A 14,555-nucleotide genomic window follows, 5' to 3' on the forward strand; every position below is an offset into this window, starting at 1 on the left:
ATCCGCCGAGCCGCTTTCAACCGAGATCGGTTTGCAGACTGCCGGACGTCGCAGACTGCCCGGACGCATCTGAAAAAAGATGGGGATAGGCGGCCTCGATGCCTTCAACGATGAACCCATGGGGTACGTCATCGAACACGCCATGGTCATTCACATATTCCATGTGCGCGCGGCCGGACTCGGTGAATTCCTGGAAAATGGAATCGTTCACCCCGTCGAATTCCAGCGGCTCCACTTTCATCAGTTCGCACAGCTGGCGGTTGAACGCCGGAGTGGCCTTCACCCAGCGTCCACCCAGGTACAGTTCGATGAAACCGTGCATCCGGAAAATGTCTGACTGGAGCCACTCGATCAGCCTGGGGCTGGAAAGGTGGTTACGCACGTCCGCCAGACCCAGACGGCTGGGAATGCCGATGGAACGGGCTGCCGCCCCCAGCAGTACCGCTTTCGGAATGCAGTAGGTCTCACCGCTTTGCAGGGCGTAGCTGGCGCTGAACGTGGCCGGATCGGTGCGGAACACGTAGGGGTTGTAGTTGATGCTGTCCCGCACCGCGAGGTACAACGCCCTGATCTGCGACACCGGGTCGTTCGGTACACCGTCAAGCTGCTCACTAATCCAGGATTTCAGTTCCGGGTTGTCGAAATCAAAAAAATCGGTGGGTTGAAGGTAGCGTTCCATAGGGCTTATCCAGGTTCGGCGCATCGGACCTTCATCGTGGCCAATTAGCAAGCTACACGCAATAGCCATTTCCACCACGGCCGTTGCCCGGTTTGCTCACGGTTTTCAGGCGCGCCGCCGGGTTCCCTCGGTATGTTCAATTGGCAAGCGGTACCCTCCAGCGCCGGAAATACCGCCTGAGGACTGACCCGTTGAACATACGGCAACCGGGAGCTTGGCCAATTCCCTGGTTGCCGTAACTCGTTACCGTTGGTTCATAGCTGGCCCCACGTTGTCTAACCTGTGTCAGGGCCTGATAAGAATCCACACGGAGCGAGGCCGCTACCATGAGCCAACAACATTTTGATGTACTGATCATCGGCGCCGGGGTGTCCGGCATTGGCATGGCGTGTCACCTGAAACGCGAGTGCCCGGGCAAATCCTTTGCCATCCTCGAACGCCGCCAGTCTCTGGGTGGTACCTGGGATCTGTTCCGCTATCCCGGCATCCGGTCCGACTCCGACATGTTCACCTTCGGCTACAATTTCCGCCCGTGGACCGGTGGCAAGGTGCTGGCGGACGGCGCCTCCATCAAAAACTACGTGAAAGAGACCGCCGCGGAAAACGGGGTCGACAAGCACATCCGCTACGGTCTCGCGGTCAAGACTGCGGACTGGTCGAGCGCTGACAAGTGCTGGCACGTGACGGCCCAGCGCGAGGAAACCGGCGAGACCGAAACCTTCACCGCCGGGTTCATGGTGGGCTGCACCGGTTACTATAACTACGACAAGGGCTACAAGCCTGACTTCCCCGGTGAGGAGAACTTTAAAGGCCAGGTGGTTCACCCCCAGCACTGGCCGGAAAACCTGGATTACACCGGCAAGAAGGTAGTGGTGATCGGCAGTGGTGCCACCGCCATTACCCTGGTGCCGACCATGGCGGAGAAGGCGGCTCATGTCACCATGTTGCAGCGCTCGCCGACGTACCTGATGCCGCTGCCTTCCACCGACAAGGTCACCCTGGCGTTGCAGAAAGTGTTGCCCGCCAAGACCGCCTATAAGCTGACCCGCGCCCGCAACATCTCCGTTGCCCGCTTGCTGTATGAGCGGTCGCGCAAGAGTCCGAAAGCCATGCGCCGGCTGTTCCTGAGCGTGATCAAGCAACAGGTGAACGGCAAGGCTGACATGCGCCACTTTACCCCGGACTACAATCCCTGGGACCAGCGCCTGTGTGTGGTCAAGGACGGCGATCTGTTCAAGGCGCTGAAGGCGGGTAAAGCCGACATTGCCACCGATCACATCGAGTGTTTCACCGAAACCGGCATTCGCCTCAAATCCGGTGAAGAGCTGGCGGCAGACATCATCATTCCGGCCACCGGCCTGGAGGTCCAGATGCTGGGCGGGATCGAGCCGGCGGTGGACGGTGAGCCAGTGGTGATGAAAGACAAGATCATCTACAAGAACGTATTGGTGGAGGGTGTGCCCAACGCCGGGATGATCTTCGGTTACACCAACATCTCCTGGACCCTGAAAGCAGACATTGCCAGCGAGTACCTGTGCCGGCTGATCAATCACATGGACCGCAAGGGCACGCGGGTGGTGATTCCGCGGGATACAGAGAACAGCCGTGGCGAGGATACCATTCTGGGCGCGCTCAGTTCCGGCTACATCAAACGTGCTGAGGACCGTCTGCCAAAGCAGGGTACCCACGGCCCGTGGAAAGGTTCGCAGAACTACCTGGAAGACGTGAAGGTGCTGCGTTTCGAGCCCATTGAGGACGGCTACCTGGAGTTTGACGGCAAGCGTTCCCGCAGCAACTCCGAGGCCGGTAGCGTCGGCTTCCTGCGGCCGTTACGTTCGGCGCTGTTCGGTTCGTGACAGAACCGGAAGCCGCAAACTGGTTACCATAGTCAACTATGAGTCTGTGCAAGAATGTGTCAGGCTCTTGGCCTCTCGTATTTTGAGCACAGGCTACGTTGTATGTCGCGCACCGCCAAGAAAAGAAACAAGCCCCTGTGGCACCCGGTTTACTGGCCGTCATGGCTGATGGTTTTCACGCTGTACCTGCTGTCGCTATTGCCCATGTCGGCCAAACAGCGGTTTGGCCGGCGCCTCGGGTGCTTTCTGGAGCGCAAGCTGAAAGCCCGTTCACGGGTTGCCCACACCAACCTCAGTGCCTGCTTGCCCGAGCTGGATGACAGCGCGCGACAACAGCTGGTGCAGGACAATTTTGTGGCCTGCACCCGCGGCTTTCTGGAAAGTACCCACGCCTGGTGGCGGGACATGTCGGGCTATTACGACACCACCGAAATGCTCGGCCTGGAGCATCTGGAGGTCGCCAGAGCGCAGAACCGCGGTGTACTGCTGATCGGTGGCCACTACAGCATTTTTGATTTCGCCCTGCCGCTGATCGCCTGCAAGCTGGACAAACCAGGGTACATGTACCGGCCCAACAACAACCCGGTTATCGACCGCATGATCGAAAACGGGCGGCGCCGTCACTTCAATATCCGGCCTTTTTCCAAGCGGCAGTTACCGCGGATGATGACGTTCCTGAAGGAAGGTGGCCAGGTGTGGTTTGCCTGCGACCAGGATTTCGGCCGTAAAACCGAGCTGTTCGTGCCGTTTTTCGGGGTGGATGCCGGCTGCATTACGTCGCCCAGCTACATTGCCCGGGAATCCGGCGCCGCGGTGATCTGTGTCAGCCACCTGCGGCTGCCCGACGGTCGTTATCGTGTGGAGTTCTCCCCCATTCAGGAGGATTTTGGCCAGGACACAGCCCGCGACGCCGAAACCTGGAACCGCTTTATTGAGTCCACCATCCGCAAGTATCCCGACCAGTACCTGTGGCTGCACAAGCGGTTCAAGAGCCGGCCAGAGGGTGCTGAGAAAATCTATTAGAGTGCGCTATGTCTTCACAGCCTTTCACCACCTCGGAACTGGCTCTTCTGGTCTACCAGGCCGCGCAGGATCGCGAGCGTTGGCCGGAACTGGTCCATGCCCTCAAGGAGACGGCCAACCCGTTCGATGAAGAGGCGGTCTACGGGGATCGTGAAGCCCGTAGCCGAATCATGGAGGAGTTGCTGCCCCATATCCGCCAGGCGCTGGAGATCGAGCAGGCCATGCGCCAGGGCGATGCCGCTCGTGACCTTCTGAGCCAGACTCTGGAAATGCTGCCAGTGGGCATTGCGCTGGTGGATGACAGCCTCAATATCCTCACCATGAACCGGCAGGCCGATATCAGCCTGCGGGAGAGCCGTATTCTCGGCAGTCACGGTGGTCGTGTTCGCATCAATAACCGCGACCAGCACCGTGCCCTTCACCAAGCGATTCAACAGTCATTGCAGGCGGGCAGCAGTCATACCCTGATGCTCAGTGATCAGCGCCCCGGTGGTGCCATCTCGCTGATGGTGTGTCCGGCCGACGTTGTGAGAGCCACCGATCAGCAGGAACCGTCTGCCGTCACGCTGTTCATTTCGAATCCGGAAATCAACAATCTGGTGAATGAGCAAACCGTAGCCGACCTGTACGGCCTGAGCGAAGCCGAGGCGTCTCTCACCCGGCATCTGATTGATGGGTGGTCGCTGAGCAAGATGGCGGCGCATCGGGGTGTTTCAGAACATACGGTGCGTAGCCAGTTCAAATCAATCTTCCGTAAGACCGATACTAACCGTCAGGCGGATCTGGTGTCGTTGATTCTGTCCGGCCTTGCGCCGATCGGTAATAGCCTGCCAACCGTCGCCGACCGCAGTGGATCTGGCCCGGCGCAGGATGAAAGCGGAACCCGCTATTTTGTCACGGCAGACGGCCGAACCCTGTCTTATTGCCAATACGGGGATCCTGACGGGCGTCCGATTGTGTTTTTCCACAGTGTCCGCGGGTCGCGTCTGGAAGTGCCTGGCAGCCTTGATGTGCTCTATCGCCTGAAACTGCGGTTGATCGTACCGGATCGACCGGGCTACGGCCGGTCTGATGCGCTGGAGGATCGCACCACGGACGATCTGGCCCGAGATGTTGCGGCCCTGGCCGACCATCTGGAGCTCGATCGCTTTCTGTTGCTGGGTTACTCCCTCGGAGGCTTTCTGGCGCTCCATTGTGCGGCTCATCTCGGCGAGCGCGTGGAGAGACTGGGTCTGGTTTCGGCTCTGGCGCCGCCGCAGACTGATCCGGGCGGGCGACCATTGAAGGGGTTGTTTCGCCTGGCTGTGACGCTGGCGGACAAGGCGCCGTCACTGGCGGAGCGGATTCTCAACCAGATGGCCCGCAGTATACTGCGGAACCCTGCAAAACATCTGGGGTCGGATGCTGACCGGCAGCTGCTGGCAAATCCGCAAACCCGGCATCAGTATGCGCGTGCCATGGCGGAGTCGTGCAGTCGTGGCTCAGGTGGCTTCGTGGAGGATCTCAAGGCTGTTGCGCGAACACCGGAACTCTCGCCTGACCAACTGGCGCTGCCGGTCTACCTCTGGCACGGTCAGTTGGACGGCCAGGTCTCCGTAAGACAGGCCATCTGCCTGGACGAATGGCTGACGAACAGCGAACTGACTCTGCTTCCCGATGGCGGCCACTTTTTCATCTATGACCGCTGGGAAGCCATTCTGGAGTCATTTACAGGTTGAGGGACGTCCTTGCCAAGGCGACTATTTCCTGCCCAGATAACGGCGAATTGTATCCTCCCAGCTCGCCGTTTCCGTTACCGCCAGTACCCGCTCTGATACCGGCCCACGGATTTCGCTGCCCGCAGGCAAGGCAAAACCGTAAAGCTGTTGCTGGAAAATGTCCGGAAGCAGCGTGAGCCGTTTCTTGCCCAACTGCAGATTGCGGTACTGCATCAGCGCCCGGTCATACACCACGGCGTCTGTCTCGCCATTGGCGACCGACAGCATGGCGGCGGTCAGGTCCGGATAGAGTTGATGCCGAATGCGCTCGTCCCGCAGATAAGCCTCGCTGGCCGTTCCGGCGATGGTCGCGACATTGGCGCTGATCAGATCTTCCGGCCCCTGGATCTGATGCTGAAGGTTGCTGACGGTCAGTGAGGAGGTGATAGCGGCGGTAAAGCTGGCCACCATGATCAACCCGGCAAACATCCACGCCAGGGCGACGGCGCGCCCGGCAAAGGACACCGGGGCCTTGTCACCGTAACCCACGGTGGTCATGGTGACGGCGGCCCACCAGAAACTGGCGCCAATGCCCTTGATGGGATCACCGCCGAACTGTTCCGGATTGCGTTTGCGCTCGAACAGCCACAGCACGAAGCCCACGCCCAGCAGCAGCGCACCGAGCGCAATGATCACGCTGACAAACTGCCAACTGATCAGTGCCCGCAAGCTCGCCCAGAGGCCTTGCTCCGGTGCCGGCGGTACGGCAATGGACAGGCCTGTCTGGAAGAACGGGTGGGTGAAGTCAAACTTCACCTCCCGCTCGGCGGTCATGGTCAGTGCACCGACGGCGACGTCGATATCGCCGCTTTCCACCTGAGCAAGCAAGTCCCGGAACGAGAGCGGAACAAGAGTGTAATCACGGCCGATGCCGTCGGCGACTTCCCGCCACAGATCTACACTGATCCCTTCCCATTCACCGGATTCTGCCTCCACCACAAACGGTGGCACCGGGGTGATCCCCACCTTCAAGGGCTCGGATTGAGCTGACAGCTGGCCTGCAGCCAGTGTCAGCAGAACCAGAGCGAACAGACGGCTCCATGTTTTCATTATTTTCTCCTATCCATGGTGCGTTATTCGAACGAGGAGCTGATTACATCGCGATAGTTCCGGATGCGCTGCACGTAGTGCACCGGCTCATAGCCACGGGCATAGCCGTAACGAGTCTGCGGGTAGTACCGCTTGTCCGCTTTCAGGGGCAGAACTTCTTTCATGTCGTCCCACGAATCCGGATTTTTACCCAGGTCCCGCGCCAGCTGGCGGGCGTCCAGTAGGTGCCCCCGGCCGATGTTGTAGCTGGCCAGTGCCAGGAAAGTGCGGTCCGGTTCCGGAATGGTATCCGGCAGACGACGATGGCGGTCGGCCAGGTAGCGGGCGCCGCCATCAATGGCGGCAACCGGATCCAGCCGATCGGTTACGCCAAGAGATTCAGCGGTGTTTTTGGTCAGCATCATGATGCCGCGTACGCCGGTTGGCGACACAGCGGTGGGATCCCAGTGGGACTCCTGGTACGACAGCGCTGCCAACAGATCTGCAGGCATGCCGGTGGTGGTTTCTGCTTCGGCAAAGTGACTGCGGTAGTCGGGCAGGCGGTCGTCGATGCGGCGGTTAAGGGCCCGCAGGTCGACAAAATCGAACTCACCGATGTAGGCGTAGTAACGATTTTCCATGTAGCCGATAGCCTCGTCACCGGCGGTGCTGTTCATCCACTCACGGGCACTGTTTGCCAGATCGGCGGCACCGGCCGGAAGATACCAGCCCAGGTTTTTGCCGGTGGTCAGGTTCATCGCAACTTCAAGGTTGGGGAAGTGGCGGCGCATGACCTGCACGATGTTGGAGTCGGCAACGGTGCATTTCAGTGACTGCTCTGCCACGGCGGCAAGCAGGATTTCCGTGGTTCGGCTGTCGTCTTCCTCGAACTTGATGCCTTCGTGTTCCGTCGCCAGGCCGTTCAGGGTTTCGACATAGCTTGAATCCGCAGTCACGGTGATGGCGACGTCGGTCAGAGCATCAGGCGTGCGGGGCAATGGGCGCATTTCCCGGTGGCACACCAGTTGTTCGGTGATCTCTGTATGAGCGGGGCCCAGAGTAAAACGTTCGGTCCGCGAGGGCAGGTGTGTTAACCCGGCAGCGGCGAGATGCGTTGCGCCGGACTCCAGGGCCTTGATGACCTCGGAGGTGGAATCGTACATGGTCCAGTTCACCTGCCAGCCCTGGCTCTCGGCAAAACGGCTGATCAGGCTGTGCTCGGGACCGATGGGATTTTCGTGGCGATCCAGATAGTAAGTGGTGGAGCCATTTCGGGTGGCGACTTCCAGAATGCCGGTTTCTGCGGGGGGGGCCAGTTGTTTGGCCGGCTTGGAACCGGTACTTTCGCTCTGGCCACATCCCACCAGCGTGGTGAGAAGACAGGCAGACACAGCGTACTTCAGAATCGGAGTCATCACAGACCTCTATTTTTTAAGCATTGTCCGACAGGTTACGAATCGGTCACCCGACTGTATCACCGATGAAACAGTAAAATAGGTATTTACCGATATCCGGACCTCCGGTCAGCGAATGATTGGCCTGTTAAGAGCGAATGACAGTGGCGATGCCTGGCGGGTTTTCCGGAGCTTCCCTAAACTGGGACCCTCACGCCCGATGGATGCCTTATGCACGCCTTGTTCAGTTCCTGTCTTGCTTACGCCGCGCTGCTTGCCGGCGTGCTGGCTTTTTTGCCCGGTGCGGGGCTGTTGGGAGCGCTGGCGGTCAGTCTGGCCGTGGTGATGGGCTGGCGCTCCATGCGAACGGTGCCGCGGGGTGTGTTCGTGGTGGCCGGGTTGGCGTTGGTGTTCGCGCTGGGGCGTGATCCGGCGCTGATTGCCGGTGCTGCCACCAACATGACCCGCCTGGCAGGACTGATCCTGGCGGTGCTTTTATTGTCGTCGGTCCTGGCCCGCTCCCGGGACCTGCAAAGAATCTCCTCCAGTTTATTCAGCGGTCCGCCCCGCGCTCGCTATGCCAGTGTCACATTCGGCACCGCGCTGGTGGCTGTTCCCCTGAATTTCGGTTCGGTTGCCGTGGTGGGCAGCCTGATTGCCGAGCGCATTCGCACCGATGGCGACAGCAGTGCCGCCCGCAACGGCACTCGTGCTGTGCTCCGTGGCTTCGGCGTGTCGCCGATCTGGTCACCCCTGTCGATTTCCGTGGCGCTCACCCTAACATTGCTGCCCGGTCTGAGCAGTGCGCAGCTGCTTTCCGTTGCGCTGCCGTTCGCTTTGCTGATCTTGCTGGCCGGTTTTTTCTGGCGTGAAGCTGAGCCGGTTGCGATCTCGCTGCCGTCGGAGGACCGTGCCGGGTGGGCGAGCTGGTTGCGGTTCGGCAGCATTATTGCCGCCATCTGTGTCGGAGTGTTCCTGTTCAGCCACACTTATGGCCTGAGTTATGCCCGCTCGGTGACGCTGAGCTGCCTGTCGGCAGTTGTGGTGGGCTGGGCGTTGTCCTGGTTCAATGGCAACAACCCCAGGCTGCCGAATATGGCCAACGTCAGCAACGAGCTGGCCATTGTGGGCGGTTCGGCGTTTATCGGATCCATCATCAGTGCCGTGGTGCTGGGCCAGATGGGCGGCTCGATCAGTTTGCCCACCTGGGCCTGGCCACTGCTCGCGGCGCTGGTGCCCTGGGGCTTTTTCCTCGCCGGGCTGGCGGGGGTCAACCCGATCGTGATGGGTACCCTGGCGGGCGGTATCCTGGGCTCGGTGTGGCCCGGCGGTGCCCTGTTGGGCCTGGGCTTCGCCATGGTCTCGGGTTGGGGGATAACCGCCTTCGGTACCCCGTTTGCGGCCAACGCGCTGATCATGGAGCGGCTGACCGGTTACCCGGCGCGAGATGCCTCGCTGCGGTGGAGCCTGATGTTGTCATTGAGCGCACTGGTTCTTGCCAGCGTGGTCGCTTCCATCCTCACAATCGGGCTTGGGTGATCTGGCTGGAACTGCGGCATTGCGTGAAAAATAAATAGCGGCCTACTGAAAAGCACCTATAGCTATTTAGCGGGCCCTCTGTTAACGTGCCCTCATCCTGCCTCTAAGGATTTCCGCAGTCTCCGGCCCAGTGCCGCTTTGCGACCCATCCGATACGACCTGTCAGAGGACGTCACCCCGTTACCGGCGCGTGACCGTAGTCGTCTTTTTTTCCATGAGTTTTCATGGCATCTGCCCGCATTCGCCGAAGACGGTGTTCGTGGAGGCAGAATTAATCAAGAGTACTTATATGAATTTTTCTTCCCTCGGTTTGTCCGAGCAGCTCGTCCGTGCCACTTCCGATCAGGGTTACGATACCCCTTCGCCCATTCAGCTTCAGGCCATTCCTGCGGTGCTGTCGGGTCGCGATGTGATGGCTGCGGCCCAGACGGGCACCGGTAAAACTGCCGGGTTTACCTTGCCGATCCTGCAGCGCCTGGGTGAAAACCCGCGCAGTGGTAAAGGCCCCCGCGCGTTGATTCTGACGCCGACACGGGAGCTGGCAGCACAGGTTCACGATAGCGTGAATCTTTACAGCAAATACATTCCCACCAAGGCCGCGGTGGTTTTCGGTGGCGTCAAAATCAATCCGCAGATGATGAAGTTGCGCAAAGGCGTTGACGTTCTGGTGGCAACACCGGGCCGGTTGATGGATCTGTACCAGCAGAATGCCGTGCGCTTCAACGAAGTGGAATTCCTGGTGCTGGACGAAGCCGACCGCATGCTGGACATGGGTTTTATCCGCGACATCCGCAAGATTCTTGCGTTGCTGCCGGCGAAACGCCAGAACCTGCTGTTTTCTGCCACTTTCTCCAGCGAGATCCGCGGCTTGGCGGAAGGTCTGCTGAATAATCCGGTGCAGGTCGAAGTCGCTGCCCGCAACACGTCGGCGGAAAACATTATTCAGTCTGTGTATCCGGTCGATCAGAGCCAGAAAACCGCTCTGCTCAGCAAGCTGGTACGTGATAACAGCTGGGAACAGGTACTGGTGTTTACTCGTACCAAGCACGGTGCCAACCGCCTGACCCAGAAACTGGAGAAAGACGGCATCACCGCCGCTGCCATTCATGGCAACAAGTCCCAGGGGGCCCGTACCCGCGCGTTGGCGGATTTCAAGGCTGGCGAAGTGCGGGTGCTGGTGGCAACCGATATCGCTGCGCGTGGTCTCGATATCAAGCAGCTGCCCCAGGTAGTGAATTTTGAGCTGCCTAATGTGCCGGAAGATTACGTGCACCGTATCGGCCGCACCGGTCGTGCTGGCGAAAGCGGCCACGCGTTGTCGCTGGTCAGTGCCGACGAAGGCAAGATGCTCGCGGGTATCGAAAGGCTGATCAAGAAGCAGTTGCCGCGCAAGAGCATGGAAGGCTTTGAGCCGACCAACAACCTGCCGCTCAAGCCGAAGGCCAAAGCCGATCCCAGCCGTGCGCGCAATCGCAACGGTAATGGCGGTGGTAACGGTAAGCCCGGCGGCAATGGCCGCAGCTTTGGCCCCAAGCCCGGCGGTCGCAGTGGTGGTCGCGGCCAGAACGGCGGTGGCGGCCAGGCGAGGCGCTCACCCCAACGTGAAAGCGCCTGATCCACAGGGCGCTGTTAAAAAGCCGTCGAGGCTCTGAACTCGACGGCTTTTTTATGTGCAATCCAATGGTGCGCGATTTTGCCAGTTTGTGGAGCGCATGACCTGAAACAGTGCGCTCGGCAGTATTACAAATCTATGACGCGGTCGTCATAATTACTCAAGTTATTGTTTTTAAAGTTTATTAAGTTTTGGCACGGTCGTTGCTCAGCCTTAGAGGAGTGTTTCCAAACTGTAACCTTTAAGGTGGTCCAATGAAAAAGCAATCCCTTCGAATGATGGTTTCCTTGTTGAGCGCTGGTGTCATCGGAGCCGTTGCCGTTCCTTCAGTAGCCTCTGCAGAAACCACAGCCAACGTTAGTGTTGTCAGTAACTACATCTTCCGTGGCGTGACTCAGACCGACGGTGCAGCAGCCGTTCAGGGTGGCATCGATTACGCCGACGAGTCCGGCCTGTACGTTGGAAGCTGGGCATCTACAGTCGACTTCGGCACTGACGCGACTTACGAGCTCGACCTGTATGCCGGTTTCGCAGGTGAAGTTGAAGGTCTCGGTTATGACGTGGGCTACATCTTCTACGCCTACCCGGATGAGCAAACCAACATCGACTTCGGCGAGATCTATGGTGAGCTCAGCTACAGCATGTTCGCCGCTGGTGTGGCATACACCGTGCACAGTGAAAACCAGGATGCGACCTTCGACGCTGGTGACATCTACTACTACCTGTCCGCTGGCGTGCCGTTGGCGAACGATTTCAGCCTGAGTCTGACCGCGGGCTACTACGACTTTGACGTGGACGGTGACCCCGGTTTTGAAAACGCGAGCTACACCCACTATGCCGCGGGTATTGCCAAGGATGCCGGTGAATTCGGTGAAGTCAGCTTCAACTTTGAGTACGCTGACGAGGACAATGCAGAAAAGGACAAGACCGAGTTCTGGCTGGGCTGGAGCAAGAGCTTCTGATCATCTCCAGACTCTAAAACCGCAGTTAGAAAAAGGGAGCCGTATGGCTCCCTTTTTTTTGTCCGGATCTGGCCCGGTTGGATCAGAACCGGTAGATGAACCCCGCCATGTAAACCATCGGGTCGATTTCAACCTCGGTGGTGATTTCACCCACTTCCACATCACCCGCCAGCGCCGTGATGGTGGCGTCGGTCTCCAGATCCACCCACCAGATGGCCGCGTTCAGACCGAAATTCTCGCTCAGCATGTAGTCCACGCCCAGCTCCAGGGCGACCCCGACACTGTCATCCAGATCCAGTTTCGAACCGTCCACGGTGCCGGCCGGTGTGCCGAAGTTGGCCTGTGCCACCGAGTCGATCACCGTGTTGAGCGTGCCGGTGGTTTTTTCCTCGAAGAAGGTGGTGTAGTTCACGCCCACGCCGGCGTAGGGTTGCAGCCGCGATGCGCTGTCCATGGGGAAGTACTGCAAGGTCAGCGTCGGTGGCAGATGTTTGGTTTCTGCCAGTTTGCCAAAGCCTTCCAGGCCATCGGCGCCGCTGATGTTGTGCTTGAACGGAGTGGCACCCAGCACGCCGATACCGATGTGGGAGGTCACCATATAGGTGGCGGTGATGCCCAGCTGGTTGTTACTGTCGACCGCCACACCGGTGCCTGGCAGCGCCAGATCCTGGCCCGCAAGAGGGCCTTTGCCGGCAAAGGCAAGATCGCTGCTGGAATCATCCGGCGCCACGTGGGCGGGACCGATCCGCACCATGAAATCACCGGCTTCATAAGCCTGGACAATGGGCGCCATCGCCAGTAAGCCGGCAGCCAGAGCGCTGAGGGTAAATGCACGGGACATCACAATCTCCTTGAACCTGAATAGTCGATGGCTACAGGTTAAGGACAACCGCGGGAGAGAACTTGATGTAGAGCAAGTGCGCGGGCCCGTGGCTCAATAGCTCACGGAGAGATTGATTCAACTCAAAAAAACGGCAGCTGGGGGCCTTCTGCGGATTGTCAGCCAGTCTTCTTTTTGCTGTCCGATGGTTTGAGCTGGCCGATGTTATCGCCCGGCACAAAGACGTCACGTACGGTCAGCGGCTTGCCGTCAGCGTCACGGACATCCACCGGCAGTATGGTGCGGCCGGTTTCACGGTCTCTCAGGTCCAGTGGCGCCTGATCCGGCGCGGGATTCCATTTGTCGCCCCACTGGCGCAGGGCAATCACGATCGGGAACAGGTCACGACCCTTTTCGGTCAAGCGGTATTCAAAGCGGGAGCCGTGTTCGCCCACATCCACTTTTTTCAGAACTTCGTTGTCCACCAGCCGAGCCAGACGGTCACAGAGGATGTTGCGGGCAATGCCCAGTTCCTGCTGAAAGTCCACGAAACGCCGTGTGCCGTGCATGGCATGCAGCACGATCAGCAGCGACCACCAGTCACCCACCTCATTAAGGGCGCGGGCAACGGAGCAATTGGAATCATCAAAACGTTTTCTGGCCATGCTTCGGAGTGTACAGAATAGGGTTGCATTTTAAAACCAGATTCAATAGGGTTGCTTTACGAAACCAAATTGATGAGGTTGCTATAGTCCATGAGCATGAATCTCGGTCCCATGTTTGAACCGTTTGAAATTCACAACCTGACGCTGCGCAACCGCGTGGCCATGGCCCCGATGACCCGCAACTTCTCCCCGGGCAATGTCCCCGGTGATGATGTGGTGGCGTACTATCGCCGCCGTGCCGAGAACGGGGTTGGCCTGCTGATCACCGAGGGCACCACCGTGAATCACCCGGGTGCCAACGGCTACCCGAATGTGCCTTTCTTCCACGGCGACGAATCCCTCGCCGGTTGGAAAAGCGTAGTTGATGCCGTTCACGAAGCCGGCGGCGCCATTTTCCCTCAGCTTTGGCACGTGGGTGCGGTGCGCAAGGAAGGTGTTGAGCCGGATCCCTCCGTGCCCGGTTACAGCCCGTCCGGCCTGTTCGCACCGGGCAAGCCCAACGGCAAGGCCATGAGCAAGGGCGACATTGACGACGTGATCACCGCCTTCGCCGATGCCGCCCAGGACGCCAAAGCACTGGGCTTTGACGGCGTCGAGATCCACGGCGCCCACGGTTACCTGCTGGATCAGTTCCTGTGGGCGGGCACCAACCAGCGAGACGACGAGTACGGCGGCAGCATGGAAAACCGTCTACGTTTTGTGGTGGAAATTGTCGAAGCCGTACGCCATCGCGTGGGCCCGGATTACCCGATCATGCTGCGGTTCTCCCAGTGGAAGCAGCAGGACTACGAAGCGAAACTGGTCAACACCCCGGAAGAGCTGGCGCAGTTTCTCAAGCCTCTGGTAGACGCCGGTGTCGACATTTTCCACGCCTCCACACGCCGTTTCTGGGAGCCGGAATTCGAAGGTTCCACCCTCAATCTGGCGGGCTGGACCCAGAAACTGAGCGGCAAGCCGACCATGTCGGTGGGCAGTGTGGGCCTGACCGAAGACTTCATCAGCGGCACCTTCGCGAGCAAAAAGGAGGCGGTGGAACAGTCTGGCATTGATGAACTGGTGGAGCGCATGAACAATCACGAGTTCGAGCTGATCGCGGTCGGCCGCGCCTTGCTGCAGGACCCGGAATGGCTGGTGAAAGTGAAAGAAGGTCGGCTTAACGACGTGGAAGCGTTCGCCAAGAAGTCCCTGGCCAAACTGTACTGAGCCTCCCCTTCCGCCG

The 14,555-nt window shown here is 59.4% G+C and carries 12 protein-coding genes; 7 read left to right on the plus strand and 5 right to left on the minus strand.

Annotation, left to right across the window (positions count from 1 at the left end; all coding sequences use genetic code 11):
• Positions 1-16: 16 nt before the first annotated feature.
• A complete protein-coding gene (locus tag R0125_RS12480; RefSeq protein WP_317238388.1) occupies positions 17-679 on the minus strand; it encodes a transglutaminase-like domain-containing protein in 663 nt (220 codons plus the stop codon).
• Positions 680-1,005: 326 nt separating this feature from the next.
• On the opposite strand from R0125_RS12480, the gene R0125_RS12485 reads away from it, so the two are divergent.
• From R0125_RS12485 to R0125_RS12495, 3 genes are all read left to right on the plus strand, one after another.
• The gene (locus R0125_RS12485) at positions 1,006-2,535 is read left to right on the plus strand and encodes an NAD(P)/FAD-dependent oxidoreductase (protein ID WP_317238389.1); all 1,530 of its coding nucleotides are present in this window, start codon (positions 1,006-1,008) and stop codon (positions 2,533-2,535) included.
• Positions 2,536-2,637: 102 nt separating this feature from the next.
• Entirely contained in the window at positions 2,638-3,558 is a 921-nt protein-coding gene (locus R0125_RS12490; RefSeq protein ID WP_317238390.1) for a lysophospholipid acyltransferase family protein, read from the plus strand.
• 8 nt (positions 3,559-3,566) lie between these two features.
• On the plus strand, positions 3,567-5,276 hold the full coding sequence (locus tag R0125_RS12495) for an alpha/beta hydrolase (RefSeq protein WP_317238391.1): 1,710 nt from the start codon (positions 3,567-3,569) through the stop codon (positions 5,274-5,276).
• Between the two features lie 21 nt (positions 5,277-5,297).
• Here the strand turns inward: R0125_RS12495 and R0125_RS12500 are convergent, their stop codons facing one another.
• Both R0125_RS12500 and mltF read right to left on the minus strand, forming a co-directional pair.
• The gene (locus R0125_RS12500; RefSeq protein ID WP_317238392.1) at positions 5,298-6,365 is read right to left on the minus strand and encodes a transporter substrate-binding domain-containing protein; all 1,068 of its coding nucleotides are present in this window, start codon (positions 6,363-6,365) and stop codon (positions 5,298-5,300) included.
• A gap of 23 nt (positions 6,366-6,388) precedes the next feature.
• Entirely contained in the window at positions 6,389-7,759 is a 1,371-nt protein-coding gene (mltF, locus tag R0125_RS12505; protein WP_317238393.1) for a membrane-bound lytic murein transglycosylase MltF, read from the minus strand.
• 210 nt (positions 7,760-7,969) lie between these two features.
• On the opposite strand from mltF, the gene R0125_RS12510 reads away from it, so the two are divergent.
• The 3 genes from R0125_RS12510 to R0125_RS12520 all read left to right on the plus strand — a co-directional run bounded on the left by R0125_RS12510 (position 7,970) and on the right by R0125_RS12520 (position 11,851).
• Entirely contained in the window at positions 7,970-9,277 is a 1,308-nt protein-coding gene (locus R0125_RS12510; RefSeq protein WP_317238394.1) for a hypothetical protein, read from the plus strand.
• Positions 9,278-9,566: 289 nt separating this feature from the next.
• A complete protein-coding gene (locus tag R0125_RS12515; protein WP_248181888.1) occupies positions 9,567-10,892 on the plus strand; it encodes a DEAD/DEAH box helicase in 1,326 nt (441 codons plus the stop codon).
• Positions 10,893-11,143: 251 nt separating this feature from the next.
• The gene (locus tag R0125_RS12520; protein ID WP_317238395.1) at positions 11,144-11,851 is read left to right on the plus strand and encodes a TorF family putative porin; all 708 of its coding nucleotides are present in this window, start codon (positions 11,144-11,146) and stop codon (positions 11,849-11,851) included.
• A gap of 82 nt (positions 11,852-11,933) precedes the next feature.
• Here the strand turns inward: R0125_RS12520 and R0125_RS12525 are convergent, their stop codons facing one another.
• Positions 11,934-12,692 (minus strand): OmpW/AlkL family protein, encoded by a 759-nt coding sequence (locus R0125_RS12525; protein WP_317238396.1) that lies wholly within the window; start codon positions 12,690-12,692, stop codon positions 11,934-11,936.
• Between the two features lie 158 nt (positions 12,693-12,850).
• Entirely contained in the window at positions 12,851-13,336 is a 486-nt protein-coding gene (locus tag R0125_RS12530) for a winged helix-turn-helix transcriptional regulator (RefSeq protein WP_248181891.1), read from the minus strand.
• Positions 13,337-13,426: 90 nt separating this feature from the next.
• Here R0125_RS12530 and R0125_RS12535 point away from each other — a divergent pair, with 90 nt between their 5' ends.
• Positions 13,427-14,539: an NADH:flavin oxidoreductase gene (locus R0125_RS12535; RefSeq protein WP_317238397.1), complete on the plus strand. Its 1,113-nt coding sequence runs from the start codon at positions 13,427-13,429 to the stop codon at positions 14,537-14,539.
• Positions 14,540-14,555: the final 16 nt, after the last annotated feature.

Origin of the sequence: Marinobacter sp. M-5 (assembly GCF_032911545.1) — a bacterium.
Taxonomy (GTDB): domain Bacteria; phylum Pseudomonadota; class Gammaproteobacteria; order Pseudomonadales; family Oleiphilaceae; genus Marinobacter; species Marinobacter goseongensis.

What these genes read in the sequence shown, in the direction of transcription:
- R0125_RS12535 (WP_317238397.1), top strand. Translation starts at nt 13,427, where the DNA reads ATGAGCATGAATCTCGGTCCCATGTTTGAACCGTTTGAAATTCACAAC.
- R0125_RS12495 (WP_317238391.1), top strand. Translation starts at nt 3,567, where the DNA reads ATGTCTTCACAGCCTTTCACCACCTCGGAACTGGCTCTTCTGGTCTAC.
- mltF (WP_317238393.1), bottom strand. Translation starts at nt 7,759, where the DNA reads ATGACTCCGATTCTGAAGTACGCTGTGTCTGCCTGTCTTCTCACCACG.
- R0125_RS12515 (WP_248181888.1), top strand. Translation starts at nt 9,567, where the DNA reads ATGAATTTTTCTTCCCTCGGTTTGTCCGAGCAGCTCGTCCGTGCCACT.
- R0125_RS12510 (WP_317238394.1), top strand. Translation starts at nt 7,970, where the DNA reads ATGCACGCCTTGTTCAGTTCCTGTCTTGCTTACGCCGCGCTGCTTGCC.
- R0125_RS12485 (WP_317238389.1), top strand. Translation starts at nt 1,006, where the DNA reads ATGAGCCAACAACATTTTGATGTACTGATCATCGGCGCCGGGGTGTCC.
- R0125_RS12530 (WP_248181891.1), bottom strand. Translation starts at nt 13,336, where the DNA reads ATGGCCAGAAAACGTTTTGATGATTCCAATTGCTCCGTTGCCCGCGCC.
- R0125_RS12490 (WP_317238390.1), top strand. Translation starts at nt 2,638, where the DNA reads ATGTCGCGCACCGCCAAGAAAAGAAACAAGCCCCTGTGGCACCCGGTT.
- R0125_RS12520 (WP_317238395.1), top strand. Translation starts at nt 11,144, where the DNA reads ATGAAAAAGCAATCCCTTCGAATGATGGTTTCCTTGTTGAGCGCTGGT.
- R0125_RS12500 (WP_317238392.1), bottom strand. Translation starts at nt 6,365, where the DNA reads ATGAAAACATGGAGCCGTCTGTTCGCTCTGGTTCTGCTGACACTGGCT.
- R0125_RS12480 (WP_317238388.1), bottom strand. Translation starts at nt 679, where the DNA reads ATGGAACGCTACCTTCAACCCACCGATTTTTTTGATTTCGACAACCCG.
- R0125_RS12525 (WP_317238396.1), bottom strand. Translation starts at nt 12,692, where the DNA reads ATGTCCCGTGCATTTACCCTCAGCGCTCTGGCTGCCGGCTTACTGGCG.